Annotated in this window: 25 protein-coding genes and 6 pseudogenes; 5 read left to right on the forward strand and 26 right to left on the reverse strand. The window is 37.6% G+C overall.

Going from position 1 to position 26145, the window contains the following annotated elements:
- The 6 genes and pseudogenes from DCC39_RS13230 to DCC39_RS13255 all read right to left on the reverse strand — a co-directional run.
- The coding region (locus DCC39_RS13230; RefSeq protein WP_116555385.1) for a helix-turn-helix domain-containing protein at nucleotides 1-113 on the reverse strand (113 nt) is incomplete at its 3' end.
- 469 nt (nucleotides 114-582) lie between these two features.
- A complete protein-coding gene (locus DCC39_RS13235) occupies nucleotides 583-933 on the reverse strand; it encodes a DUF2200 domain-containing protein (RefSeq protein ID WP_116555386.1) in 351 nt (116 codons plus the stop codon).
- Nucleotides 934-1107: 174 nt separating this feature from the next.
- Nucleotides 1108-1584: pseudogene (locus DCC39_RS13240) on the reverse strand (CatB-related O-acetyltransferase); the annotation flags it as partial.
- 542 nt (nucleotides 1585-2126) lie between these two features.
- Entirely contained in the window at nucleotides 2127-2537 is a 411-nt protein-coding gene (locus DCC39_RS13245; RefSeq protein ID WP_116555387.1) for a CBS domain-containing protein, read from the reverse strand.
- Between the two features lie 105 nt (nucleotides 2538-2642).
- The gene (locus DCC39_RS13250; protein ID WP_116555388.1) at nucleotides 2643-3965 is read right to left on the reverse strand and encodes a replication-associated recombination protein A; all 1323 of its coding nucleotides are present in this window, start codon (nucleotides 3963-3965) and stop codon (nucleotides 2643-2645) included.
- 674 nt (nucleotides 3966-4639) lie between these two features.
- Nucleotides 4640-5254 (reverse strand): DUF4352 domain-containing protein, encoded by a 615-nt coding sequence (locus DCC39_RS13255; protein WP_116555389.1) that lies wholly within the window; start codon nucleotides 5252-5254, stop codon nucleotides 4640-4642.
- A gap of 778 nt (nucleotides 5255-6032) precedes the next feature.
- Here DCC39_RS13255 and DCC39_RS13260 point away from each other — a divergent pair.
- Both DCC39_RS13260 and DCC39_RS19745 read left to right on the forward strand, forming a co-directional pair.
- Complete coding sequence (locus tag DCC39_RS13260; protein ID WP_276309922.1) at nucleotides 6033-6452, forward strand: VOC family protein; 420 nt, start codon at nucleotides 6033-6035, stop codon at nucleotides 6450-6452.
- Between the two features lie 206 nt (nucleotides 6453-6658).
- Nucleotides 6659-7411 (forward strand): SRPBCC family protein, encoded by a 753-nt coding sequence (locus DCC39_RS19745; RefSeq protein WP_116555390.1) that lies wholly within the window; start codon nucleotides 6659-6661, stop codon nucleotides 7409-7411.
- A gap of 151 nt (nucleotides 7412-7562) precedes the next feature.
- Here DCC39_RS19745 and DCC39_RS19475 read toward each other — a convergent pair whose 3' ends face one another.
- From DCC39_RS19475 to DCC39_RS13310, 8 genes and pseudogenes are all read right to left on the reverse strand, one after another.
- Nucleotides 7563-8201, reverse strand: coding sequence for a peptidoglycan-binding domain-containing protein (locus DCC39_RS19475; protein ID WP_116555391.1), 639 nt, complete (start codon nucleotides 8199-8201; stop codon nucleotides 7563-7565).
- 356 nt (nucleotides 8202-8557) lie between these two features.
- Entirely contained in the window at nucleotides 8558-8803 is a 246-nt protein-coding gene (locus tag DCC39_RS13275; protein ID WP_116555423.1) for a hypothetical protein, read from the reverse strand.
- 14 nt (nucleotides 8804-8817) lie between these two features.
- Nucleotides 8818-9624 carry a permease prefix domain 1-containing protein gene (locus DCC39_RS13280; protein WP_116555392.1) on the reverse strand — a complete coding sequence of 269 codons (807 nt, stop codon included), beginning with the start codon at nucleotides 9622-9624 and terminating at the stop codon, nucleotides 8818-8820.
- Nucleotides 9611-9961 (reverse strand): PadR family transcriptional regulator, encoded by a 351-nt coding sequence (locus tag DCC39_RS13285; protein WP_116555393.1) that lies wholly within the window; start codon nucleotides 9959-9961, stop codon nucleotides 9611-9613. Before DCC39_RS13285 ends, DCC39_RS13280 begins: the two co-directional genes overlap by 14 nt.
- Nucleotides 9962-10659: 698 nt before the next feature.
- A complete protein-coding gene (locus DCC39_RS13290; protein WP_240613648.1) occupies nucleotides 10660-10968 on the reverse strand; it encodes a hypothetical protein in 309 nt (102 codons plus the stop codon).
- A 400-nt stretch (nucleotides 10969-11368) separates the two neighbouring features.
- Nucleotides 11369-11698, reverse strand: a pseudogene (locus DCC39_RS19285) (group II intron reverse transcriptase/maturase); the annotation flags it as partial.
- 1247 nt (nucleotides 11699-12945) lie between these two features.
- Nucleotides 12946-13224 (reverse strand): DnaD domain protein, encoded by a 279-nt coding sequence (locus tag DCC39_RS13305; RefSeq protein WP_116555394.1) that lies wholly within the window; start codon nucleotides 13222-13224, stop codon nucleotides 12946-12948.
- A 66-nt stretch (nucleotides 13225-13290) separates the two neighbouring features.
- A complete protein-coding gene (locus tag DCC39_RS13310) occupies nucleotides 13291-13851 on the reverse strand; it encodes a site-specific integrase (protein ID WP_116555395.1) in 561 nt (186 codons plus the stop codon).
- Nucleotides 13852-14385: 534 nt separating this feature from the next.
- Between DCC39_RS13310 and DCC39_RS19655 the strand changes: the two genes are divergently transcribed.
- The gene (locus DCC39_RS19655; RefSeq protein ID WP_276309923.1) at nucleotides 14386-14514 is read left to right on the forward strand and encodes a hypothetical protein; all 129 of its coding nucleotides are present in this window, start codon (nucleotides 14386-14388) and stop codon (nucleotides 14512-14514) included.
- 172 nt (nucleotides 14515-14686) lie between these two features.
- Here the strand turns inward: DCC39_RS19655 and DCC39_RS13315 are convergent, their stop codons facing one another.
- Nucleotides 14687-15496, reverse strand: a complete 810-nt coding sequence (locus tag DCC39_RS13315; RefSeq protein WP_165820872.1) for a CPBP family intramembrane glutamic endopeptidase — start codon at nucleotides 15494-15496, stop codon at nucleotides 14687-14689.
- Between the two features lie 56 nt (nucleotides 15497-15552).
- On the opposite strand from DCC39_RS13315, the gene DCC39_RS13320 reads away from it, so the two are divergent.
- Nucleotides 15553-15759, forward strand: coding sequence for a hypothetical protein (locus tag DCC39_RS13320; RefSeq protein ID WP_240613649.1), 207 nt, complete (start codon nucleotides 15553-15555; stop codon nucleotides 15757-15759).
- A 27-nt stretch (nucleotides 15760-15786) separates the two neighbouring features.
- Nucleotides 15787-15918: pseudogene (locus DCC39_RS19840) on the forward strand (hypothetical protein); the annotation flags it as partial.
- Nucleotides 15919-16045: 127 nt separating this feature from the next.
- Here DCC39_RS19840 and DCC39_RS13325 read toward each other — a convergent pair.
- The 11 genes and pseudogenes from DCC39_RS13325 to glmM form a co-directional block, all read right to left on the reverse strand.
- Nucleotides 16046-16599 (reverse strand): annotated as a pseudogene (locus tag DCC39_RS13325) (site-specific integrase).
- A 210-nt stretch (nucleotides 16600-16809) separates the two neighbouring features.
- On the reverse strand, nucleotides 16810-17322 hold the full coding sequence (locus tag DCC39_RS13330) for a hypothetical protein (protein ID WP_116555397.1): 513 nt from the start codon (nucleotides 17320-17322) through the stop codon (nucleotides 16810-16812).
- Between the two features lie 108 nt (nucleotides 17323-17430).
- Nucleotides 17431-17745, reverse strand: a pseudogene (locus DCC39_RS13335) (JAB domain-containing protein); the annotation flags it as partial.
- Between the two features lie 493 nt (nucleotides 17746-18238).
- Nucleotides 18239-18427 (reverse strand): helix-turn-helix transcriptional regulator, encoded by a 189-nt coding sequence (locus DCC39_RS13340; protein ID WP_116555399.1) that lies wholly within the window; start codon nucleotides 18425-18427, stop codon nucleotides 18239-18241.
- Nucleotides 18417-18749, reverse strand: coding sequence for a hypothetical protein (locus DCC39_RS13345; protein WP_116555400.1), 333 nt, complete (start codon nucleotides 18747-18749; stop codon nucleotides 18417-18419). Before DCC39_RS13345 ends, DCC39_RS13340 begins: the two co-directional genes overlap by 11 nt.
- A gap of 172 nt (nucleotides 18750-18921) precedes the next feature.
- Nucleotides 18922-19077 (reverse strand): annotated as a pseudogene (locus DCC39_RS19480) (IS5/IS1182 family transposase); the annotation flags it as partial.
- Between the two features lie 176 nt (nucleotides 19078-19253).
- Entirely contained in the window at nucleotides 19254-19775 is a 522-nt protein-coding gene (locus DCC39_RS13355; protein WP_116555401.1) for a GNAT family N-acetyltransferase, read from the reverse strand.
- A gap of 277 nt (nucleotides 19776-20052) precedes the next feature.
- Nucleotides 20053-20451 (reverse strand): GNAT family N-acetyltransferase, encoded by a 399-nt coding sequence (locus tag DCC39_RS13360; protein WP_240613650.1) that lies wholly within the window; start codon nucleotides 20449-20451, stop codon nucleotides 20053-20055.
- 726 nt (nucleotides 20452-21177) lie between these two features.
- Entirely contained in the window at nucleotides 21178-22107 is a 930-nt protein-coding gene (locus tag DCC39_RS13365) for an alpha/beta fold hydrolase (RefSeq protein WP_165820873.1), read from the reverse strand.
- A 497-nt stretch (nucleotides 22108-22604) separates the two neighbouring features.
- Nucleotides 22605-24404, reverse strand: a complete 1800-nt coding sequence (gene glmS, locus DCC39_RS13370; protein WP_116555403.1) for a glutamine--fructose-6-phosphate transaminase (isomerizing) — start codon at nucleotides 24402-24404, stop codon at nucleotides 22605-22607.
- A gap of 366 nt (nucleotides 24405-24770) precedes the next feature.
- Nucleotides 24771-26129, reverse strand: a complete 1359-nt coding sequence (gene glmM / locus DCC39_RS13375; protein ID WP_116555404.1) for a phosphoglucosamine mutase — start codon at nucleotides 26127-26129, stop codon at nucleotides 24771-24773.
- Between the last annotated feature and the right edge of the window lie 16 nt (nucleotides 26130-26145).

Below are 26145 nucleotides of genomic sequence, written 5' to 3' on the forward strand. Positions count from 1 at the left end.
TTGTCCAAAAAATAATTAAACACAAATCGACTGCAACCAATCGTTTTGGCAATCAGAATTTCCTGTTTTTTATTCGGATAGATGCGAAACTTATATGCTTTATTAACTAGCATGACACTCATCCTTTTTCACAGGAACGTTTGTTTCTATTATAGCATATATTTATATGAAAATATCTTGATTATTTGAAAAATACTAGTTAGATAATTGAGATAGTTGAGGGCTATCCATTGTCCGAAGGCGATTCATCTCCACCCTGCTTCGCTATTGAAAACGGTGGGAGGAAAAACTAGACACGCTATAAACCCTTATTGGACAAGAGATTGGGGAAATATTGAGCAAAGAAAAAGGGGCCGTAATCCGATTGGATACGCCCCTAATTGATATTCGCCGATTGTTGTAGTAAGTTGCACGTATCCCAATTGGCTTCCATTACACGCTATTATAAATGTTCGAACTTTGTTTTAAATTCACAACAATTGTTAAATTACGATAAAGTTGTTGAATTTTAAATCGACAAAAGTGCATTACCCCGTCCATAAAAATGGACGGGGTAGAAATGTGCTTTTTCGTTTTTAATTATTATTTCCGCAAAATCTTCTCCATCGCTTTTCCCTTTGCTAACTCATCGATCAGTTTATCCAAATAGCGAATTTCCTGCATAGTTGGTTCTTCAATGTCTTCCACTCGGACACCGCAGACCACACCTTTGATCAAATTCCGTGAAGGATTCAGTTGGGGTGCTTCTGCAAAGAAGGTCTCAAAGTCTGTCTGTTTTTCCAGTTGCGCTTCTAACTCTTCCTGGCTATACCCTGTCAACCAATGGATGATTTCATCGACTTCTGTTTTCGTACGTCCTTTTTTCTCCGCCTTTGTAACATAATGGGGATAGACACTTGCAACACTCATTGTATAGATCTTATGTTTGGGCATGATACATCCCTCCCTTAATTATTCCGTTCAATGGCCCTTTTTTTCAAGATTGGGCGCTAAACCTTCTTCCAGATATGCGACAGTTTGCTAATAAAGCTGGAAATCATTTCATCCTTTTCAAAGGTTTAACAATTAAATTTGCTCTAATGGAATGACAATCCCTCCAAATGTGATTTAGAAATTTATTTTCCTCTTCAACATTTCTATATCGCCATTTACTATGAAGGGAAGATTTTCATTAATAATCTTTATATCTAAATTCCACCATTGTATAGCTAACCATTCTTCGATTATTCTATCAGAAAACCTTTTTCTTATAAACTTTGAGGGATTTCCACCGACAATAGAATAGGGAGCAACATTATTCGTGACAACAGCTTCTGCAGCAATGATTGCTCCATCACCAATTTTCACCCCGGGCATAATGGTTACGTCTCTGCCTATCCATACATCATTTCCAATTTCAATGTCACCTTTTAAGGGAAGATCCTCTAAGGAAGGCATATACTTTTCCCAGCCCATCCCAAATAGATGAAAAGGATATGTTGATCCCTCCATCCGATGGTTGGCACCATTCATAATAAATGTTGTTCCGGGACCAATTGAACAAAACTTTCCTATAATCAACCTATCTCCAATTATCCCTCCGTGTTACTTAAATTAAATTTCCAAACAAAAAAGCCTCCTATCTCGTTTTTCCAGATAGGAGGCAATGCAGCACAAATTAAAACATGGATAGACTTGTCGGGTACAAAAGTCTATTTCAAAGTCAAAAAAAGCACATTACATTAATCCTATCTCAGAAAAACAATCGATAGCAAATAGAGTCCATTCCAACCATTTTGAAACTGAACCCAAGGCTAACATATCGATTTCTTCTAAAGTTAGGATTATATGATCATGTACTTTTATTCACCCTTCGATTATTGATTTATTTAACCATAAGATATTTATTGCGAAGAGTCAAATAATATTCCAACAAAATTAAGGATTTCTCTTAGCGTTATGTTTTACAAAGTATTCCATTATTTGGCTTTAATGGAATAAGACATTCTCTACTCTGTTGAAGAAAGTGCTTTAACGCCTTTATTTAATTGTTTTACTTCAATTAATTTAATTTGATGCCCATCTACTTTTTTAGCTATAAACTGATAGTTATCATATTTAATCGCGGTTCCTTCTTTTGCTTCAACTTATTGGTGAAAAAACCAACCGCCGATTGTATCGATCTCTTCATCGTCAATCTCTATACCAAGTAGATCATTTGTCTCTGAAATGAGAAGCTTCCCATTTAATATAACGGTATCCTCATTTACTCGTTGAAACATGGGCATTTCATCAGTATCAAGCTCATCCTGAATTTCCCCAAAGATTTCCTCGATAATATCTTCAACCGTAACCAGACCAGCTGTTCCACCGTACTCATCTATAACAATTGCCATGTAGCTGTGTTTCTTTTGCATCTTTGTTAGTACCTCATTAACTGGAGTATTTTCTGCAACGTGAATGATTGGTTTGACATAATCTTTAAAATCATTTTTCCGTTCTCCATTCGTATTTTCCAGCTTTAAACAATAATGAATAGCTTCCTCTCTCGTTTTCATTTATTGCCGCTCCTTCAACATGCCGCTTGCAATCCTTTTATATTATTTATTAACCTGCTGTAACTTTAGTTGGTGTTTGTTCACGATAGAGATGATTTGTTCAAATTACGATTTACGGTTTCTTTTATGCCATTCTGAAATTTCTTCAAGTCTTTTTTTGAACCTGGATTCTGAACCTTGAGTTGTTGGATGGTAATACTCATGACCGATTAACGAGTCCGGCATCGTCTGCATTGTCGTTAGTTTTTCTTCTGCATCATGGGCATATTGATATCCCTTGCCGTAATTCAAATCTTTCATCAACTTGGTAGGTGCATTTCGTATATGCAGGGGGACAGGTTCATTTATAGAGTTCAGGGCATCTTTCTTTGCCTTCATGTAAGCCAAATAGGCCGAATTTGATTTCGGGGCAAGTGAAAGATAAATCACAGCTTGAGTTAAATGTACACTGCACTCAGGCATGCCGATAAATTGGCATGCTTGAAAAACAGATATCGCAATTTCTAAAGCCCTACTGTCCGCTAAACCGATATCTTCACTTGCAAATCTGACAAGCCTGCGGGCGATGTATAGAGGATCTTCCCCGGCTTCCAACATCCGTGATAACCAATAGATAGCCGCATTGACATCACTATTTCGCATGGACTTATGCAATGCAGAGATAATATTATAATGTTCTTCTCCCTTTTTGTCGTACAATAATGATTTCCTGTTGATCAACTGAGTTAGAGCCTCTTTGCTGATTTTAATTGAGCCATTCTGTTTTTTGCCATTCAGGGCGGCCATCTCCAGCGTATTCAACGCAATACGGGCATCTCCATTTGAAAATTCTGCTATGGCCAATAATGTTCGATCTTCAATTTGGATTTTTTGATCTCCATACCCATTTGGATTTACGATGGCTTGTTTTAATAATTCAACGATTTCACTGCTTGTTAATTGTTGGAGGACAAAAACTTTGCAACGGGATAACAGGGCCGAGTTGACTTCAAAAGATGGATTCTCAGTGGTTGCACCTATCAGGGTAATACTACCATTTTCAACATACGGTAAAAAGGCGTCTTGTTGCGCTTTATTGAATCGGTGGATCTCGTCTATAAATAAAATAGTCCTTTCACCTAATTGACGATATTCCTCAGCTTCTTTCATCACGTTTCGAATATCTTTAATACCGCTTGTGACAGCACTGAAATCTATAAATTTTGATTGGGTTTGATTAGCAATAATTTTCGCCAATGTTGTCTTCCCAACTCCGGGAGGACCCCAGAAGATCATGGAAGAAAGACGGTCATGTTCAATCATTTCCCTAAGAACCTTCCCTTTATCTAACAAGTGTTTTTGTCCAACGAAGTCATCCAATCTTTGAGGTCGCACTCTGCTGGCCAAGGGACGGTTTTGATCGTTTTCAAATAACGAAACTTGCTTCAAGGTTAATCCCTCCTTGTCAAAAAAATGCACTGCACAAACTATTGATTGAAATGATTTAACATTCTATTATTATTAACAGTTTCAAGGATTAGTAAAAATAATCTTTAAACTTGCCTCATTAGTTTAAGTACACAATTCATTTTACCATTTATATAAAATGTTTGAATTCATAATACTGCCTAATAAATATTGGATTCTTAGCCTAATTCTATTCAACTGCAAAAAGCCGGCTCCCACCTTTATCCCCCTTCAGACCCACTCCCCCAAGGCTTCTACCCAATTTTTATGTCTCAAGGCAATGCTAAAAAGTTGGTACCCAAAACGCCTGATTTTACAACAAATTAGGATGCTGGGTTGTATCGAATATTCTGAATATGTTAAAAAGTTCTTTCCTATACAGAGAAATAAAATTGAAGAAACACCTGAAAATGTAGCAACTTTAGGATGGTGTTACAGTTAGAAATACAACTGAATAAAGACTGAAAATTCAAGCGGATTATTGATTTGAGAAACACTCTGAACCCTTGCCGGACAAGCGATGGAGAGTGTATTGGGCAAAAGAAAACTGGAACCGAAGTGGATCCAGCTGAGTTCATACTTCTATTGAGTTGGAACTGAAAGCAACCCGGAAACAGCTTAGTTTCCCTGCCGAATTAGTAGAGGACTTCAGCTATTCATGATGTGATTTCTTCTTCGCTTATCGTCCAAATCACTTGATTCTTTACAGCTCCTGACGCAACTAACCCCGTTTTTATATACATATAATACGTATCATTGCCATAAGAATCATAAACTGCTTTTCCTGAAATCGTTTCACCTGGCTGTAACTCACCTTTTATCTCTTCCATCCCAAAAAATTTAGATTCATCAGGAAATCCCGACGTCTCTTTTTCATCGGCAAACTCTAAATCATCTACCACATCTTGCGCTTCAATCGTTGTATCACCAATATTTTTAATGGTAATATCTGCAATAAACAAATGATCTGATTGTGGGCCCTTACCATCGATATCAGCTACTTGCTTAATTCCCTCTACCGTAATTGCATATTTCCCTAACGTAGTTTCAATCTGTCCAGTATCGCCCAGTTTTAAATCCGGTTGATCGCCAAAATCACCAGCTGAAGTATCTCCTTTCGCTACGCCCGTTCCATTAGCTTTTTCGTCTGCTTCTTGATTTGATTTACTTGAGTCATTCGTTCCATTATCAGATTCCTTATTTGATGAACATGCTGCTAAAAGTCCAATGCTTAGTAAGGCTGTGGCAAATACATATAAAAGACGTTTCATTTTCCTGCCTCCAATAAAATCAATATGAATAATTTATTTAATGTAGAGTACGGAATACGAGATATTTTCAATCAATCTTTTAAAGCTACAATAATAGTTATATTCAAACAAAAAAAGTAACCTCTAATTGAACGCCTAGCAAGCATGAGAATTGGTTACATTTTTGAATTGATTATAAAAGGGTTATCTAATCAGTTATAGTATACCTTTTTTTGAGAAAAAGGAAAACACAATAGAGTGGACGGTTTGTTTTCAGCATCGAGCTTCAACAAACATGAAAAATAGTACGCTCATTTCAGGGATATGGCCAACCAAAAACATGTTGGCCATATCTGCCCTATTCGCTTCATTTGTTTTTCCTTATAATTCTTTGGAATTTCCACCCTATTTTCCTATTACCCAAAATTTATAGTGATGACCATATCAAAAAGCGTGTGAAACAGCTAAGATGGCGGTATTCATTGGCTGTACGTTGAATGTTGGAAATCGTTTTACGGCCATCAGTCAAAATTATTTTATGAATCAAAGAGATGACGTGATTTAACTGTGGCTTTGACAGTCCAAGATGCACTGCAAAAATAAAATTGACGATATAAGAATTCCGAGGAATTTTTGTAAAAAAGTGTGATCATTTTTTGTTTGTTGTTCAATTAAAGTGCCCGTTTAATGAATAATGTAAGATCGCAAAATATATGCTGTTGGTTTTTCAAGATAGCAATCGAAAAGAAATCAAAACATTACTTAGATGTTACAATTGACAAGAATATAAATTAAGGAGTTGATCTATGATGACATAAGACTTACCCCTTATTTAATGTTGGACGGAAATACAAGGGAAGCTATCCAATTTTACGAAAATGCATTGGATGCCAAAGTCCTTTCCATCATAACTTATGGAGAGATGGAAGCCCCTTGTTCAGAAGCTTTAAAGGATCACGTGGCACACGCAATGTTAAAGATCGACAATGCCGATCTTATGTTTTCCGATTCACCCGGAATACCTGTTCAATTGGGGAATCAAGTGGCGATCTGTATTTCAACTAAGGACGTAGAAAAAACAAAGCAAATTTTTGAAGCTTTACAGCAAGACGGTCAAGTGAATGCTCCGCTTGAAGAAACTCCTTTTAGCCCTGCTTTCGCTAATGTTACGGACAAATTCGGTATAACCTTTCAAATTGTTACTGAAAATCAAAACTAAAAATAAAATGGAGTGTTGGCGTATAATCCTGCACTCTATTTTACTGTTACTGTTGATACTCGGATTGTTAATGAAAACTTGCATATTTTCGGCTTATTTTTAATTTGTGATATTGAAGAAAAGCGCCCTTTAATGGAATAACTAACATATGGACTCATTCCTAAAATCACCAAATTGTTATTTAACTAAAGCATTTATATGGTAAATTGAAAAAAATTCCAATCATTTTTAACTGGTTTTCTGTGTATAACTTTACCATGGACCTCGATGAAACACGGATATCGGTATCCGTTACAACGGTGGAGTTCAAGCAATCAGAAGCTGGCACTAAACTCATCTACACCGAACAAGGCGCTTTCCTTGATGGCCATGATACGGCAGCCGAGCGGGAACACGGAACGGGGATCATGCTGGACAAGCTGGGGGAAGAGCTTCGGGGCGAGCGTACAAATACTTACAAAACGGAGAAGGAGGATTTTACAATGTCCTTAAAGGATTCGACAAATAATAACTCTTCTGATGCGATCTCTAACCGCGAGATCGTCAGTACACGCATCTTTAATGCGTCGCGTGAACACATATTCAAAGCGTTCAGCGACCCGGATCACCTGATACATTGGTGGGGACCAAAGGGCTTTACTAACACGTTTCATGAGTTCGATATGCAGCCTGGTCGCGTCTGGCACTACGTCATGCATGGCCCCAATGGAGTCGGCTATGAAAATAAGAGCGTCTTTGTAGAGGTCGTCGAACCCGAACGGATCGTCCTCCGTCATCTGGAGCCGGATCACGAGTTTTTGCTGACTGTCACCTTATCCGAACGGGATGGCAAGACTGAGCTCACCTGGCAAATGCTCTTCGATTCGGCCGCTGAATGCAATAAGGCGAGGAAATTCGTCGTCGAGGGAAACGAACAGAACTTGGATCGCCTTCAGGCCCAACTGGGGAAAATGGTCTGATACCTGTAACACCTCACCGATCAAACATTTTTATTTTCAAAGCCACAACAAATGTGGCTTTAGAAAAAGTTTGATTAAAAATAGCCTACAGGGGTATAGTCAACAGAAAAGCCCGTTATAGGGCTTTTCTTTTATGTGGTTTAATCTATGTCTATCTTGGTTTTGATTCCACAACATCTCCATTTTGGTACACATCATAGAAGCCGACTGTACCACTACCTCCATCTTCCATATAATCTTTACTTTGTGCTCTCAATGAATAGAAAACTTGACCATCTAAATCCTGATGAAGTGCACCATCCCCACTGAACACAAGATCGCCATTATCTAGGGCTTCTTCTGCAAAATTAATTGCTTTTTCTTTCGTAAATATCTCTTCTTCATATTCTTCAAGCAGTATAGTCCAAGTATCAACACCAACAATCCCGTCTTGGGCCAATCCTTTTTCAGCTTGTAATTGATGAACTTGTTGGTCTGTGTGCGAACCAAAGACTCCATCAACTTCTGTTTCAAATCCAAAGTGATTTAGCATAACTTGAATAAATTCAACTTCAAAACTTTGACTCCCCTGTTTGACAATTGGCTGTTCTTCAGGTGGCCAATTGAATAACGCTTGAAATTCCGGTGATATTGCTGATTCTGACAGTTGAACTTGTTCATTTTCTTGTTCATTTCCCGAGGCAGCTTCTGCTATACCAGTAGTACCCCCTAAAGTCGGTAGAGCTAATGGAGTTGCTAACACAGCTAATCCTAATACAGGAGTTACGACAAATTGTTTCGATATTCTCATTCGTTCTCCTCCTTTTCTACATTATTCCATTGATGCAACTTTATAGTCTCAATATTCATTTGTAATTTCAATGGTTTTGTCAGAGATTTAAGAGAAAAGTAACTTTTGTTAAAATGCTGAAACCTTATTCTTCCGCAAAATGGCCCGTTTGCGGTATAACCTTATCTTACCTTTACCATAAGAGGTAGCGTCAGGAAAATGCGGATTTACAACGGTAAGCAACTTACATCCAAAAAAACGATTCCTTATGTTTGTAAGGGAATCGTTTTTTTAATTAAGCTTATACCGCAATCGCGCCCGATTGTTGAAGATTGTTATTGAATTAAAGCCCTCGTTAGTGCAAAATATTTTTTCTTTTAACCAGCTATTCCGTAAGCCAATAATGTGAAATATGCTGAAACCAATACCACACTATTACATAAAACGCCAATTATCCCCGATAGCCACCTCTTAGAAATTACAGCAAAAATTATTCCGAGCAGTGAAAGAGAGCCTAAAATTATAGCCATTAACAGCAAATTTACATTAGGTCCTCTAAGAATCAAAAACACAATTACGCTAATCAATGCCATTAAAAAGGATAAAACTCCAAATTTATTCATCCCAATCCCCATTACTAAATGCTTACTTTCCTTTTTCCCATTAAAACATAAATCAAGTAACCGACAACATTTAATAAAGCAAAGACAATGCCCCAGCCAGCATTCAATCGTCTATGATGATAAGCATTGATTATTGCCCATATCGTAAATAAAACCCAATAAACACATACACTTAAATTCAGTAAAAGATACCCTGTTAGAGCATAACTTTTTGATTCAACCATAACTTCCCAGTTATCATTAATCATGCCATCAGAACGATAGTTTAAGAAAAAGTTAAATATCGGTTTTTCTCTAAAACTAAAATCTGGTTCTTCGTGTTTTCTGGAAACATGCTCACTATCATTTCCGTAATCCCTAACCTCAACAGCACTAACAGTTACCCCAGTAATGTTCTCATATGATTCTACAATTTCCCTAATATCAGTTTTATTTTGTTCGGTTATCGTATTCCCCAAACTGTTAATGATTTGCTCGCTGAATTGATAAGCCTCTCTTTGTTGGGTATTTTCAAGATATACAAAACTACCATATCCGATGAAACTTATTAGAAGAAAAGTTAATGCTACATAAAGCATCCATTTCGCAAATGTTTTTTGTATTTTAAATAATTGCCCCACAACAGAACGCATTTCTTTTTCTCCGCCAAATCGTTCAATCGCTATATTAATCGCTTCTTTTTCTGATTTCCCCTCTGATTTTAACTCATGAACTGCTTCTAACAAATGACTTTTCATTTCTGCTTTTAATTCTTCTATTTCTTTTTTATTTCCGCCTACATTTTGATAAACTTCATCAACAAATAGATCAATTGGCTTCATATTTTTTTCCCCCTTCCAAAAACGAATCAATGATTTTTTTAACGAATTGCCATTCTTTACGCTTTTCTTCAAATCCTTCTTCACCAAGTGATGTGAGTTTATAATATTTCCTTCTTCCCCCTGGTCCTTGTTCGTCCCCCCAGTAAGAAGAAATCCACTTGTTCTTTTCCAGTCGCTTCAATGATAAATAAAGCGTACCTTCCTTTAATTCAAACTGTTCATCACTTTTTTCCCGAACCAATTTGGCTAACTCATAACCATACATATCCCTGCTATGTAGTAACGACAGAATCAATGTGTCGATATGACCTTTCAAAACTTCTTTATTTACTTCCAAATCATCCACCTCCTAAATTAGTTATAATTTATATTACTTAATAATGCAAGGTATTCCTTTAAAAAAATATAAAATAAAAAGAGAAAAGTATCTAGAATGGCAGTGCATATGCTTTTCCTGCACAACATTACAGTGCTTTTCTTTTTCTTAAAGATTTCTTATTTTTTTAATGTCTTTATTTCACTAACCTGGCCCGTTTGTTTAATTGTATTATCTCTTAATTCCAATAGAGTAGAGTCTATTGGGACAGACATAAAATCGTGCAAAATAGGAATTTATAAAGTCTCATACGACTTGTCTCGAAACTCTTACCGTTGTAAATTCGCATTTTCCTGATGCTACCCCCATAAGAAACCCCTTTAGACAAATTACATCCAAAGGGGTAAAGCTTCGCAACATTTTTATAAACATCGCATCTTTTTTATAAGCATCGCAACTTTATTTCAAAGCCACAACAAATGTGGCTTTGGAATAAAGTTTGATCAAAGATACCTCACAAACCTATATTTTACGTTAAATAAAATTAACCCATTTTGAATATAGATTGATCAAAACGGGTTAATTCCTTGTGAAACACAATGCAATTTTTATAAAAAAGATTGATCAATTTCTGGCTATGATCTTCCACAAACGCGCCCTTTTGCGGAAGATTATTTCAATTTTCATTGGAGAAAATCCCCTGTTACTTTAAAAAGGAATTATTTAAACTGCTCAAAGTATTCTTTTGGATTCGAAATGTTGTTTTCAACAAAGAACTTTGCTTCGGTCTTAAACATTCTTATGTGGGACTCCTCATTCATAGAAATTTCTTTTAGCTCCTCGACGCTTCCTTCAACCTCCACTGACTCAAAATTTAGATCCACAATAACAGTCATATAAATTTTATCATTGTATGAAACGGTTCCAGTAACTTGTTTATTTCTCAAATCAACCAATGGATATTCAATCTTAATACCTACTGGTCTGAATAAGGTATATCCTTCATTAGAATTATTATTTATCGTCACTTGAACCTCCACCTATCCTGTGTCTATAAAATGGCCCTTGTCCTCTGTACCGGGCACCGATTCCTCTTTCGGAATGGCGCCCTTTAACAGAAGACTCGTTTTCAAGATAATCTTTATTCCTCATCTCCAAAGTCAATCATCACTCCAACAACCTCTTTAGAAATGTTATATTTTACTTTCACCTCGTACATTCCGTCACCGTAACCAGACATTGAAACCGCACCACCTGGAACAACTCCCCCTTGTGCATCTGAAGCAACCACATCACAACATGCAACATAATATTTTAATCCAATTTCATCAACCTCTATCTCATAAACATTTTTTACTTCATATTGGATGGCTTCATCTCTACCGAATACTGCAAGATCAAAGATTCCAGCTTGTGCAGAGTCAACGGCAATCGTCGTGTTTTTCCATTTGTCTTTGGAATAAAGACCCGCCGAACTGCTTGGGGTTTATAGTGTTCAAACATTCGTTGTATCTTCGATATAACTTCTGATACAGACAATTGCTTTATATCTTCAATCGTTAATCCATCATATCCAGCCGTTGTACTTCCGGTATTTCGTTTAATATTCCGATAAGCTAACCGAATATTTTCGTCTGATTGCATTAAATCGAGTAATCCATAAAAATTTTGACCATTAGCACTTCGAGCATATAAGGAATCAAAATGAGATTGCATATCATAATACTCATTGTGCCTCAGTTTCTTTCGTTTTAACAAGTCGGTGGCTCTTGGAGCTGAACCTCTATTAGTCTTACAAGAACCTTATTAATCGTTGAAGGACTGCCTTGAATGGTGAATGAATCTTTTATTAGTCTAGTGGCTATCCCTCCACGTTGATTACACGCTTCAATGGTACTGTGCCACAACTTTCACTGATATAAAAGAAAGTTATATAACCCCTAATCTCACAATTATTTTCCTTTCTAACGCTTCATTGAGAGTAAGCTCTCCACGTTACCAGCTTACCACGTTGAATATCCTCTATTATGGAACAAACTTAGGTGCCTCCTATGAGCCTGTTAGCATTACATGTGCCTGTAACACAAGATGGACTTTTATATTGCGGATTCTTACTCATCCACAGCTAACCTCACATATAGTGATATACACATTTCTATGTATTGCCAGTCTAGACCCGTACATTCGGAGGTTCGCCAGCAATATAGTTTATTGTCCTATTTCATTGCATTCTCACCATATTTGTTCAACCCAAGCATCATGATTTACGCCGCCCCATCGGGTAGGGTTTCGTCAACCGGACTGTTACGGTAAATTCTCACGCCTATTAGCCGAGCTTATAACACGCTTTTCCTTACTAAACAGCGTGCTATTCGACGCAGGGGAAGCCTTTCAGAACGTTACCTCCTCATTCGGCACCTTGATAATATCCTTCAATTTAAATCATAAATTACCTGACCTTTACCGAGATTGTGTTAACCACATCTCATTTGAGTCAGGAACGTGTCGCACCAACTAAATGGCCCGATTACGGCACAGCCATATTAAATTAACGCGTCCTATTGCTGAATCTTGTTTTTATAAAAACAACTGACCTTATTTGCATTGCCCTCGTTAGTCCTATTTTAACTAACTACTTCACCAAATGTTCGCTATTAAGCGAATTATCATTCTTGGTATAAACATTAAGATGTTCCATACCACTTCAAATATGGATTCAATTAAGGTATCTTTAAAAAAGCCGTCTCTATTTCTTTTTTTATTTTTCATCTTCTGACTCCCAATCAATTAGTGAAAATCATCATAATTCCTTCACCCATAACGCTTTTCTTTAAATGATTTATACAACAATCTGGCCCGTTTGCGGTATAACCTTATATTACTATTACCACAAGAATCCCCTTTAGAAAAGCATTTCCGAAGGGGAAAAACGGTGCAACTTTTTTATAAACAGTTAATCTTTTTTATAAACGGTCGAACTTTTTTACAAACCGTTAAACTTTATTTCAAAGCCACATCATAGCTTCATCAGCAGTAGTAACTCTTTTCCTATTCCAATGGGCTGCGATTTTTAATGCATAATTTTTATTTAATTTCATGTCACTTTTAATCAAGATATAATGAATTAAAACATTGATAGCCTCATTACTTAGACCGATTTCCCTTATTTCTTTAATCAGCTTCAGGTCAGCTTCAATTGGTTTGCTGCCTTTTTGCAAATCCATCAAAAATTCTTCAGGAGTTACCGTTTTAAAATACTCAATTAACTTCTCTCGTTTAGTCATAAATAAACTCACCTTTACTAAGAATATTTCGCTTAAGCGAATAAGGAAGGCTTAAGCCTTCAAGGTTTACAAGGAAAAGTCGTCAAGTACATCATCAATCATATCATCCGATATACCGATATAACGCAACGTGACGGATGGCGAAGAATGACCAAAAATCCTTTGCAGCATGGCAACATCTTTATGCTCTTGATAGAAATGATAACCGAAAGTTTTTCTTAACGTATGAGTTCCAATCGGTCCCGGAATATTACATGCCGCAGCTGCTTCATTTAAAATCTGCGACGCTTGGCCACGGCCAATCGGACGATTTCCTTTTCTTGATGCAAATAAATAATCGGAATCAGCCATCGTTCGGGTGTATTTCTCAGTCTCATTTTTTAAAGCATCTGTCATTTTGATTCGCCTTGCTTTACGGGTCTTTTTCTCCTTTAATCGTAAATGATCCACATTCCGGACGTCCATCACACGCAAGGGAAGAATGTCACTGATGCGAAGCCCACTGTTAATTCCAAAGACAAACAGGAAATAATCCCGGTACGATTGATGCAAAAGATATTCTTTCATGTTTTTAATGTCCTCTTTACTGCGGATAGGTTCAACAGCATTTTGCCCTTGTCGAGTCATTCATTTTAAATCTCCTTCCATGATCTAACTATCACAAAATGAACGTTAAATTTTTCTTTCCAACTCCAATAAATGTAAATTGACAATAAAGTTATTTAATTTTAAAACATCAAACCTACATACCCCCGTTTTGATTTTAGAACGGGGGTAAAATAGAGTTGTTTAATTTTTGTTGTAAAATACATCAATTGGTTTAAAAATATAACAACCCTTTAATGGAATAACTAACATATGGACTCATTCCTAAAATCACCAAATTGTTATTTAACTAAAGCACTTGTTTGGTAAATTGAAAAAATTCCCAATCATTTTTAACACAAAAAGAAAATAATTCTGCATTTCGAGACGCCTTTCAATCAAACCATTAAAAAAGTACCCCAAACACTAGTATAGTTGGTTTTGCAAGAGCACAATAGCCAGTCGAAAGAGGCTCCTTATGGTGAATAGTTATACCACATACTCGGCAGGCATCGGAAGGATTTCAATCGATCCGGCATTAAAAAATGCAACTCTCAGTTTGGCGGGGCTTTGCCGATGCTTGACTATATACAGAAAATAAAGCTTGCGGATTTTTTGAAGGAGCATCTAACCATCGCAAAACAAGGTGGGAAATATCCCCTTCATTTAGCAACTTTGGCAGTGATTATTGGACGTCTGCTGTGAATTGAAAGGGCTAAGCCATGCAACTTATAAAGATTTTACCGCAAGAAACCTTCATTTCAAACCTTATTGGACAATACATTTCTTTGACAGAAGGAACATCATCGCCAAATCCGTACAAGCGGCGTCGGTGCCGGTACCACCCCTTATACATGACATGAATTTTGGCTTGTTTTTATGTCGCCCTTCTAATCTCGTCCCAATCAACCTCTTTGCTTTTTTTACGAATAAGGACGATTACCAAAACGGCGGTTAATATGACAAAAAGGGTATTTGGCAACCACGCCCGCCGCACTTCATCGATATTTGTATAAGCTAAAAACGCCGGATCCGGTATGTTAAACAACATCAAGGCTATTGCAAAGGAATTGTTCAAGATATGGAGCAGTATGGGCCACCACAAATTGCGGGTTTTAAAATAAATAAGCGATAAAATGACGCCGAATGCAAAAGCCCCGATTGGATCCATATGTAAAATAGCGAACATGCCATTGGCAATGATGATAGCGGCTATGGGTGATTTGAATTTTGCAGACAGCCGGTTTAAAAATAGTCCCCGAAAAATCAACTCCTCGGCGACAGGACCGATGATACAAATGTATAACACCATGAAGAAAAATAACAAGCCCTGTTCGGGAAATAATTCATCTTCTTGTAGTAAAAAATCAACCGCGCTAGGGAACGTATAAGACAGAGCAAAATTGAGCAGCCAGAACGCACCCAAGGAGAAAATGATGAGTAGTACGATGATCCCAATCAGGCGGGGCAATTGGTTTAGTGTTCCCTGGGGTCGTATGATTTCCGAGAAAGTCATCCCCTGTTTTTTCAACTGGTGCCGCATCCAAATGATAGGATAAAAGCCGAGTACTGTGTAGGAGAGGCCAAACATAAATAAATCATCGTTATCTATGTCGAAAACAAGTAAAACCCCCGCGAAAACGAGCAGACCAAATAAGAAAAAGTAACGTATTTTCAAGGTTGTCAATAAAAACATCCCCTTTGCTAAATCTGGATGTAACATAATTTGTTGTTCCAGATGATATGGCGGAAACATTACATGGTAATCTTCATGGATTTGCGAAAATCAAATCAAATTCTTTAAAAATACGAATCATTTATAGACCTGTTGAAGATGAAGTCATTCGGATGGAAATTGTGGCAATTGGTCCAAGGGATAAAGATAAAGCATACAGATTAGCTGCTAAACGTTTAGAAAAGTTCTTCCGTTATATGGATGAAAAAAATTAACCGGAATACTCTTTATCCAATGGTACATACTTTACAACTGGTGATGAAATTGATATAAAACTCGATTATAACCATTGGGTAAAAACAGAAGTTTTGCACAACCATAGTGATTACTATCCTCAATTAAAAATGGAAGGTCTATTTGCGAGAAAGCCTTAAACTTTCCCAATATAAAATTTCTTGGTCAAAGCTTCATTGTCCGGATTCATTTTGATGCTATCATTACCTTCTATTGTTAATCCCACATTTCGCTTAAGCGAATAAGAAAGGCTTAAGCCTTTAAGGATTATAAGGAAAAGTCATCAAGCGCATCGTCAATCATATCGTCTGATATACCGATATAACGCAACGTGACGGATGGCGAAGAATGACCAAAAATCCGTTGCAACATGGCAACATCTTTATGTTCTTGGTAAAAGTGATAACCAAAAGTCTTTCTTAATGTGTGGGTTCCAATCGGCCCCGTAATATCACATGCTGCTTCATTTAAAATTTGCCACGCTTGGCCCCGGCCAATCGGACGATCTCCTTTTCTTGAGGGGAATACATAATTGAAATCAGCCATCGTTCGAGTGTATTTTTCAACCTCATTTTTTAAGGCTGCTGTCATCTTGATTCGCCTTGCTTTACGGGTCTTTTTTCCTTTAACCTTAAGTGGTCGACATTCCGGATATCCATCACACGCAAAGGAAGAATGTCACTGATGCGAAGCCCGCTGTTAATGCCAAAGACAAACAGGAAATAATCCCGGTATGATTGGTGCAACAGATATTCTTTCATGTTTTTAATGTCCTCTTTATTGCGAATCGGTTCAACAGCATTTTGCCCTTGTTGAGCCATTGATTTTAAATCTCCTTCCATGATCTAACTATCACAAAATGAACGTCAGTTTTTTTAAACATCACAATTTGAACGTCACATTTTATGTCATATTTAATATTACAACTAAACACGTTATGTTATATTCAAAAGGCTATTATTTATCATGAAACCAGTAAAAGCCGATAATATCAAGGGTTTTTCCTACATATAACCAATCTAACATAATATTCATTTTGTTCGATATGAGGAATTTTTTTTCTTTAGTTGATCGGCTGCATAGTCTTCTATTGTTGTGACCTTCCAAAACTTCTTACCGGAAATTAATAAATCCTCTTTAGGAAAGGTTCCTCGTTGAATGTATGTGGCAATCTTTCGTTGTGGAAAATTATTTAGTCCTTTTTCAGACAAAAAACGTGAAGCTCCACTTTGATCTAAATAATCGTTGGTAATGATAACTGAATCGGTCGGTTTCGGAAGTAAAAAAGTATCCTCCCTGAAATAGAAGGTAATCATTTCAAGAGCAAACTTAAGCCACTCACCATCTAAATGATGGTGCAACAAATTCAGTTCAAAGGGATGATCTTCAGGATTTTCAAAGAACCATATCAATTGAATAAACGTTTTTTCCACTTCATTGGATAATTCATTCATGGCTTGCTGTAAGGAAAGGTTCTTTTTTAAACAGACGTATTTTTTTAAACAGGGTAGCTTTTCAAGAATTTGAACGGTCGCTTTTTTCACAAATAACAGCTCCTTTTAAATGTTGTACTGTACTACAACCATACCATGGAATGTGGTACAGTACAACATAAAGGAATTAAACAAAAAGAGAAGGTGCTGCCTTCTCCCTTAAGCGTGCCCCTTTTCTTTCATACTGGTATATTCACCATCTGCATTAACGATGACATGATCCAGTAGCTCTATTCCTAGTATCCTGCCTGCTTCCACTAATCGCTTGCTCACTTCAATATCCTCTCTAGAAGCTACAACGTCGTAGCTTGGATGCTGATGTGCTGCAATTATGGATGCACTGTTATTTAAGATTGCTGATTTAAACACCTCTCTTGGATGTACGAGTGAGGAATTAAGGGATCCAACGTGGCAACGGTGAACAGCGACTACTTTATTTTTCGTATTTAGGCACATGATAAAGAAAACTTCCTTGTGGGCTTAGTTTCCTATTGCCAATTTTCAATAGCAAAAGTGAAAAGTAGGTTTGACAGCTCTTTTTTTAATCAAAAAAATGTTGAAATTTTTATAAATGGCAATTATGAAATTGACTCAATTGTTAATCTCATAAAGACCATTTAATGGAGTACCTCATTGAGGTTTTAAAACATCGGAAAGAACAAAAAAATCCTGTTTAAATAATACAGGATTTTAATCAAACTTTATTACAAATTATCAATCTTTTTTACAAATTATCGGACTTTGTATTAAATTATCAAACTTTATTTTAAATCCACAACAAATGTTCAATGAAAATAAAGTCGTTTAATTTTGATTGCTAAAAGCCGCATTCTTCCGTTGAAAAGTGCGGCCTTCAAAAAAAAATAATTGTTTAATTTTCATGTTCGACTCATGGTTATGAACAGAATTTGTGATAAAAAAGTTGTTTAGTGTTATTCCATAATCGCGCCCGTTAGTGGAATAAAAATTATGCCTGAAATAAATCATCTACTGTTGTATTAAGAACTCTCGCTATTTTAAAAGCAAGTTGCAAAGTAGGGTCGTATCGGTCATTTTCAATAGCATTAATTGTTTGTCTTGATACATTGCACTTTTTTGCTAATGCATCTTGTGTAAAACCTTTAACCTTACGAAGTTTTAAAATTTTATTTTTCATTGCTGCTCATCCGCCGGCTATATATCCAGTAATATATAAAATAACTAATAACAGCAATCAGCAAATAAAGTAATTCTGGATAAACAAACGGAACCAATGCTAAACGCTCGTCATTTAAATTAAAGAAGTCAAAAACAAAGTTAATAATGAAAAACATAAGGAGGAATAACCAACTGCTTACAATCGCCTTTTGTTTAATTAACTGCGAACGCTCATCATCTTTTGTTTTAACCCCACCGTATTCATCTGTACCAGTGACCCAGCCTATAATAAAGAAAATAATTAAGCCTACTAAAAGTGGCACGACTGACCTGATTAACAATTACATCACCTTATTCAAATGTCAAAATATCTTTACATTTGAACTTTATCATGTTCAGCCCCTAGTGTCAAATAGTCTTTACATTAACTTTATAGGTTACTGCAGAATACGGCCCCTTAATAGAAATGGAATAAAACTTTATTTAGGGCTTGTTGAATAGAATCATTCAGCGTTATGCCCATTGTAAATTTCGATATCTGTACCATTTGATTAAAAGGAAAAAAAGAATCCGGAGTCTTCTCTCCAAATTCATTACCATGAATTGAAGAGCAATGACTGTTTGACTGGTGTTCGCAAGTCGTGCTTGAATTCGACCAAGCCCGAATTTGCAAATGCTTGTGAAAGTGTTTAAAACTAAGGATTTCTATAAAGTTTGTCTTTGTAGCAACACTATAGCCTCCACATGGCTCGAGAGGACATAATGAATGTCATTTGAGTATGTCTGTTCTCGGGAACATATCCACTACACTTCACAATAAAAGCATAACGTATCTAGTTCTATAATCATGATTGAGTAGAGTTGTCAAAAGAATAAATATAACGTATTTCAGTAAGTTGTTTTCCTGCAATTTCACAAATGCATTCATCATCTTCATTGCATCGCCAATTGTTCTTTTCGTAAAAATATCTTGCACGTTGGTTTTGCTTTAGCACCCACAAATAAATATTTTGAAAACCTGATTGTTTTAAATCTAGTAGAGCCCTTTCTAATAGCTTATTACCATATCCTTTGCCAAAATACTCGGGTAACAAATAAATAGAGACAATTTCGCCCCAACTAAATAGTGATTTATGCCGGGCCTTCCCATAAGCAACACAACCAATTATGCTACCCTTCTCCATCATAACCTGTACAGTTAAAACGTTATCATTTAACCAGGTTTCAAAAGCAGGTACCCAGAAATCTTCTTTAAGCTCATCTAAATAAGTTTGCGGAATAATTCCTGTATAGGCCGACTTCCAGCTTAAAGCATGAATACGACTAATATCTTTGACATCATCAATTGTAGCTTTTCTAATTTCCAAATAAACACCTCCCCGAATTACTCACACGTTTTAATACCAAAAGCCACTATTAACATTTTCTTAATTTACGTATTAACCCAGTTTGTCACCTTTTTTAACGCGTTGTTCCGGCTGGCTTGAGTTGATGGCATTGATGTCTTGAGCCAATTTTGAAACTCTGCGTATGGGGAAACATATCAATCAGTTTTTCGCTATTTTTTGGGAAATCGACGTTCGAGGAAACATATCGATTATAATCGCACAATAATAACGATTGACAATCTAACTCAACTTCACATTATTCATATTTTTGGTACTTCATCGGTGTAAATCTCATACCTTCCTTAATCTGTTCTATATCGGTATCTACAAATCCAAGTTTATGATAAATCTCTACCGCGTAAGGTGAGGAATTGACAGTGATTATTTCTAAGGTACTATTTTTCAGAACTGCTTCAAATAATTTCCGCCCAACTCCTTGCTTGTGATATTTTCCATGTACAAAAAATAATGCAATATGGTTGCCCTCATTTCTTGTTGCTATGACGCCAATAAGATTTCCCTTTTCATAAGCGCCATATATTTCAAGTCCCTTTATTGCGTCTTCATTATTAATAAAATCACGAAAAGTATTAATACCTTCAGCTGTATAATCAGGAGCTTCAAATTCTAAAAACACACTCCATACAAGTTTCATGGCATTCATCTTTTCAGACTGCAGTAGCTCAAAATTATGATTATATAAATAATGCCCCAATGTTAAAGTATAATATAATTATGTTCACTCCATCTGCAAGGTTGATTTTAAGTGTATTTCCTTGCATATGAATTCGACATAAACCACTACAATTCCTTGTGAATAGAGGGTTTTATTGATGTTCAGCAAGCCCTATTTATTATTGCCCTGAAAAATCCATATGGACAAATCATATCCAAAGAGGTAAAACGGTACAACTTTATTTCAACTACACATTAAACAAATTTTTTATTACTCAACAGCAAGAGTAATGGATAATCAATAAATTAGAATTTCTTTCTACTAACTCGTTTAATTCCTTTAAAGCATCTTTTCTCTTTTTGATCCTATATTTAGGATTGGCCACGAATTATCACCTTATGAGCTTCATCACAACAAAAAACACACTTTATTGTAAATTAAACGACTTTATTTGTAATTAAACAACTTTATTGTCACTCAACAACAAATGTTGATTTATAATAAAGTTTGATCAAAAAGAGCCGTTAAAACCTGATTTGGCTACAAAGGAAGAGCCTGTTTTTGTAAAAAAGATTGATTAAAACAGACTCTTAAAATATTTGCTACAGAAGATTCTTTGTAAAAAAGTTTGATCATTTTCTACCGTTGATCTTCTGCAATCACGCCTTTTCTGGAAAACCGCATGCCTATTTTTATGACTTCCTGTCATGAAGTTTTTGGTAGATATTTAATGAATCTCAAAATTCGGTCATTAACTAAATACGCTGGCAACTTATGCCCAGCCTGTGGTAGAATTTCTACCTCAACATCTTGCAATAGCTTTTTTGCTCGGATGGCTGCACGTTGGGAAATGTGCATGGGGCTTTTCTCTCCCAGAAGCAACAGGACGGGGACTTTCGATCGCAGCTCATCATCGCTTACATATTGTGGAGGAATTCGCTGCATCTTGTAATCACGCATAGCTGAAACCACCAATTGTGTCTGATTTTCCTCTGTTAATGAACCCGCATCCGTCCAGCGGATAAACGCACGTCGAATAAAGTCCGGTCCGATCATGCTTGCCCAAAGCATAAATGGCCAGGCCCTATACGTTAAGCCTGCAAGTGCACGAGCAGGGTCAAGAAGTGTAATCGATTGAAGTAATCGAGGAGAATGTACTGCCTGATTCAGGGTAATCCAGCCGCCATAAGAAGCGCCAATCAAATGCACTTCTTTTAAACCTAGACCCTGCAGTACTTCGTCTAACCAAGCCGCATAATCTTCGGCATGCTGAATTGGAGCTTTTTGAATGCTTCGTCCTGCATCGCCAATTGTATCTACCGCAAACACTGAATGGTGCTCTCCGAGCTCAACAACATTGTTTGCCCATGATGCGGAAGTACCGTTCGCTCCATGGAGTAAAACAATGGGATCTCCCTTTCCATTCCCATAGCTATGTACATGAGTTCGACCGAAACTTGTTTCCAATTTTAACTCGCGACGTGAATCAGGCCACCGATTCATGGCTTCATCATACATTTCAAGAAACTTTACCTCTGCCGTACTGTTGACGAAACGCCCTATTTGCTTTTCCATGTCAACACTTCTGTCCATTTTCAATTTTTGTCCACCACCTTTATTCCCCCTCAACTTCATTCTGTGTCCCATCGAAAATTAACATTCCCACGCCCCTTCCCCTCCTCACTCCCCTCAACGCCTTCTCCCCCAAGGGCTCACGCCCCCTTCAACACCCCTTCCATTTTCTTTTATAAAAAAATTACGTTCCCATAATAGACGAATACGGAGTAGATGATTGAGGACTTTCTGATTCTAATGAGTGAGAAAAAACACTGGAAAGGATGCCGATTCAATACCCTAGGGAAACTAAACAGAAGAGACTAGAACCCTTACTGGACAAGGAGTTTGAGGGACAACAGAATAGACAAAAGCGATTAGATTCGGATTAAATTTTGATTGAAAATGGGATTGGATTCCCGCTGAATTTTACATAAAAAAACCGAAGGTCTACCGGGAAAAGTACCGGAAAAAACCTTCGGATTGGGAACATTAATTTTATTTAAGGAACGCTTTTTTTATTTAAGAACCATTAATTTTATTTGAAGACAACAACAAATACGACTTATCTATATTTCTTATTCCACCGTCACACTTTTGGCCAAGTTTCTTGGCTTATCAACATCACAACCGCGATGCAAAGCCGCATAATAGGCAATAAGTTGAAACGGTATGATCGCTGCGAGCGGTGTAAGAAGCTTGTGCACCCTAGGAAACACGAAACGATCATCATTGCGATCGAGCCCTTCCATACTGATGATGCATGTGTTGGCGCCACGTGCTTCAACCTCTTTAACATTGCTGCGGATGCTTCCGTTCACATGTTCTTGTGAGGCTAACGCAATGACAGGAGTGTTTTTTTCAATAAGTGCGATTGTCCCGTGTTTCAGTTCCCCGCCTGCGAATCCTTCCGCTTGAATGTAGGAAATTTCTTTCAGCTTTAAGGCTCCTTCAAGGCAAACCGCATAATCGATACCTCGGCCGATGAAAAAGCAGTTGCGAGAAATCGACAATATTCCCCGGGAAATTTCTTCAATTTTCTCTTTTTTGTCGATAACACTTTCCATCGCATTGGCAACAATGCTTAATTCTTGCACGGGGTCAAAGCCTATTTCAAACTGGTTCAAAGTTGCGACTTGAGCCGAAAGCAAGGCAAGGACAGCCATTTGCGCTGTGTATGCCTTTGTGGACGCAACAGCAATTTCGGGTCCGGCGTGTGTATGCAATGTATAATCCGCTTCACGCGAAAGGGTTGAGCCGGGCACATTTGTAATTGTGATTGCTTTGTAACCAAGCTGTTTGATCTTGACAAGTACACCACGGCTGTCCGCTGTTTCTCCGCTTTGTGAAATAAAGATAAATAATGGTTTCTCAGAAAGCAGTGGCATATTGTATAGAAATTCACTTGCCACATGCACTTCAGTTGGCTTATGGGCAACATGCTCAAAAAGCTGTTTCCCGATTAAGCCAGCGTGGTAGCTTGTTCCACATGCAATAATATAAAGCCGATCGGCTTCAACAATCTCTTTTTGAATCGCTTGATCAAATTGAATCATTCCATCTTTGTCTTGATAATGGGAAATGATCTGCCGGATGACAGCTGGCTGTTCTTCAATTTCCTTCAGCATATAATGTGGATACGTCCCTTTTTCTATATCATTTACATTAAATTCAACAGTAAACGGATTTCGTTCGACAGTTTCCCCTGCCAAATTCTTTATGCTTACCTTGTTTTGTTTCACAAAAGCCATTTCTTCGTCCATGATCTCAATAAAGCGGTTTGTTTGTTCGAGCATCGCCATGGCATCGCTTGCGACAACGTTAAATCCCTCGCCAAGTCCGATAAGAAGCGGACTTTTGTTTTTCGCTACGTACATCGTTCCATCGTCTTGGCTGTCAAGAAGGACAATTGCGTAAGATCCTTGCAATTTTTCTAACGTTGTACGGAAAGCCGCTTCAACCGTACAACCTTCATTTACCGATTGTTCGATGAGTTGGACAATGACTTCCGTGTCTGTATCGCTTTTCAATTGGACATGTAAGAGTTTTCCTTTTAATTCCGCTGCATTTTCAATGACTCCGTTATGCACAAGGGTAAACCGGCCGCTTTTACTTGAGTGTGGATGTGCATTCATACGGTTTGGTGCGCCATGCGTCGCCCAGCGCGTATGCCCGATTCCGGTTGTCCCTTCTATAGTTAGGTCAATATGTTCTCTTAGATTCGCAATTCGCCCTTTTTCTTTAAAAGTATGAATGCCTTGCTTGTTTAAGAGTGCAATTCCAGCGGAATCATAGCCGCGGTATTCAAGCTTTTCAAGCCCTTTTAATAAAATTTCCGTTGCATTGTTGATGCCGATGTATCCTACAATCCCACACATATATGTCATTCCTCCCGTTATCGGGGCGAGAAAGCGGGGCTGTTCTTGCCCCGAACGATCATTGATGTACATCATCCCAATCGTGATTATGCTAAAAGTCGCCTTTTAGTTTTCACAAGTGGGGTAACAGCTGTGATGGGCAGCCGAGAGGCATCCGCCGACATTCGATGAACCTCTTCCTCGTCAACTATCCTTCTTTCTCGTACGAAAGATAGTCCAGGCGCTTCTTAATAAAATCGATTCCGACCACCTTTCTATTTTCGAATGTTCCAATCATACAACACTCACGTAAAAATCGTCAATTCCTTTTTAGTCTAAAAAGGACTATACAAACACCGCTGTTTGTATAGTCCTTTATACTATGTACTAATCATTATTATTGATTCCCATTTCGTTTTGTATGGCGGCTGCGATTTCTTGAACATAGCCTGTGCACAATTCTTCTGTTGGGGCTTCAACCATAATTCTAACCAGCGGCTCTGTTCCAGAGGGCCTGACAAGAACACGCCCGTTTTTGCCCAGCTCTTGTTCTGTTTTTTCGATGACAGCTTTGATTTTTTCATTCTCCATGACGCTATTTTTATCAGTCACTTTAACATTGACTAAGCTTTGCGGGAAGGCTTCTATCTCACTTGCAAGTTCTGAGAGAGGCTTCCCGGCCAATTTCATGATATTGACGAGCTGCAATGCAGAAAGCATGCCGTCTCCGGTTGTTATATAATCGAGGAAAATAATATGGCCGGATTGCTCGCCTCCTAAGCTGTATCCGCCGCTTCGCATTCGTTCCATCACATACCGATCACCGACAGCTGTTTGTTCAGACTTGATTCCGTTCGCTTCAAGTGCTTTATAAAAGCCCAAGTTGCTCATTACAGTGGAGACGACCGTATCATTGTTCAAGCGACCTTGTTCTTTTAAAAATTTTGCGCAAATGAACATAATTTTATCGCCGTCGATGACATTGCCTTTTTCGTCAACCGCAATTAGGCGGTCGCCATCCCCGTCAAAGGCGAGCCCAATATCAACATTTTTCTCTTTAACGACTGATACGAGAGCCTCTGGTTGAGTTGAGCCAACTTTATCATTGATGTTCAACCCATTAGGGTTTGTACCAATTGTTACAATTTCTGCATCAAGATCAGCAAACAAGTATGGGGCAAGTGAAGAAGTTGCACCATGAGCACAATCAAGCGCGATGGTAAGACCTGAAAAGTCTTCATCAACAGTTTGTTTCAAAAACTGCAAGTATTTTTGCCCGCCTTCAAAATAATCATTAACAACGCCAAGATCTGCTCCTATCGGGCGAGGAAGGTCGTCTGTTTCACGGCTTAGCAACGCTTCAATTTCTTCTTCTTGTTCATCCAAGAGTTTGAAGCCGTCTGAGCCGAAAAATTTAATGCCATTGTCGCCAAACGGATTGTGTGATGCTGAAATCATGATCCCCGCTTGCGCGTTAAGCACTTTTGTTAAGTAGGCGACCCCCGGAGTAGAGATCACACCGAGGCGCATGACTTCGACACCAATTGAAAGAAGCCCGGCAACGAGTGCGCCTTCTAACATATAACCGGAAATTCTTGTATCCCGGCCAATTAATACCTTTGGTTTTGTTTCAATGTCCTTTGTTAAAATGTACCCGCCGTATCTTCCTAATTTAAATGCAAGTTCTGGGGTGAGTTCAGCATTTGCAACTCCTCGAACACCATCCGTGCCAAAGTATTTCCCCATATTCATTCACTCCCTT

This window comes from Pueribacillus theae (assembly GCF_003097615.1).
Taxonomy (GTDB): Bacteria; Bacillota; Bacilli; order Bacillales; family UBA6769; genus Pueribacillus; species Pueribacillus theae.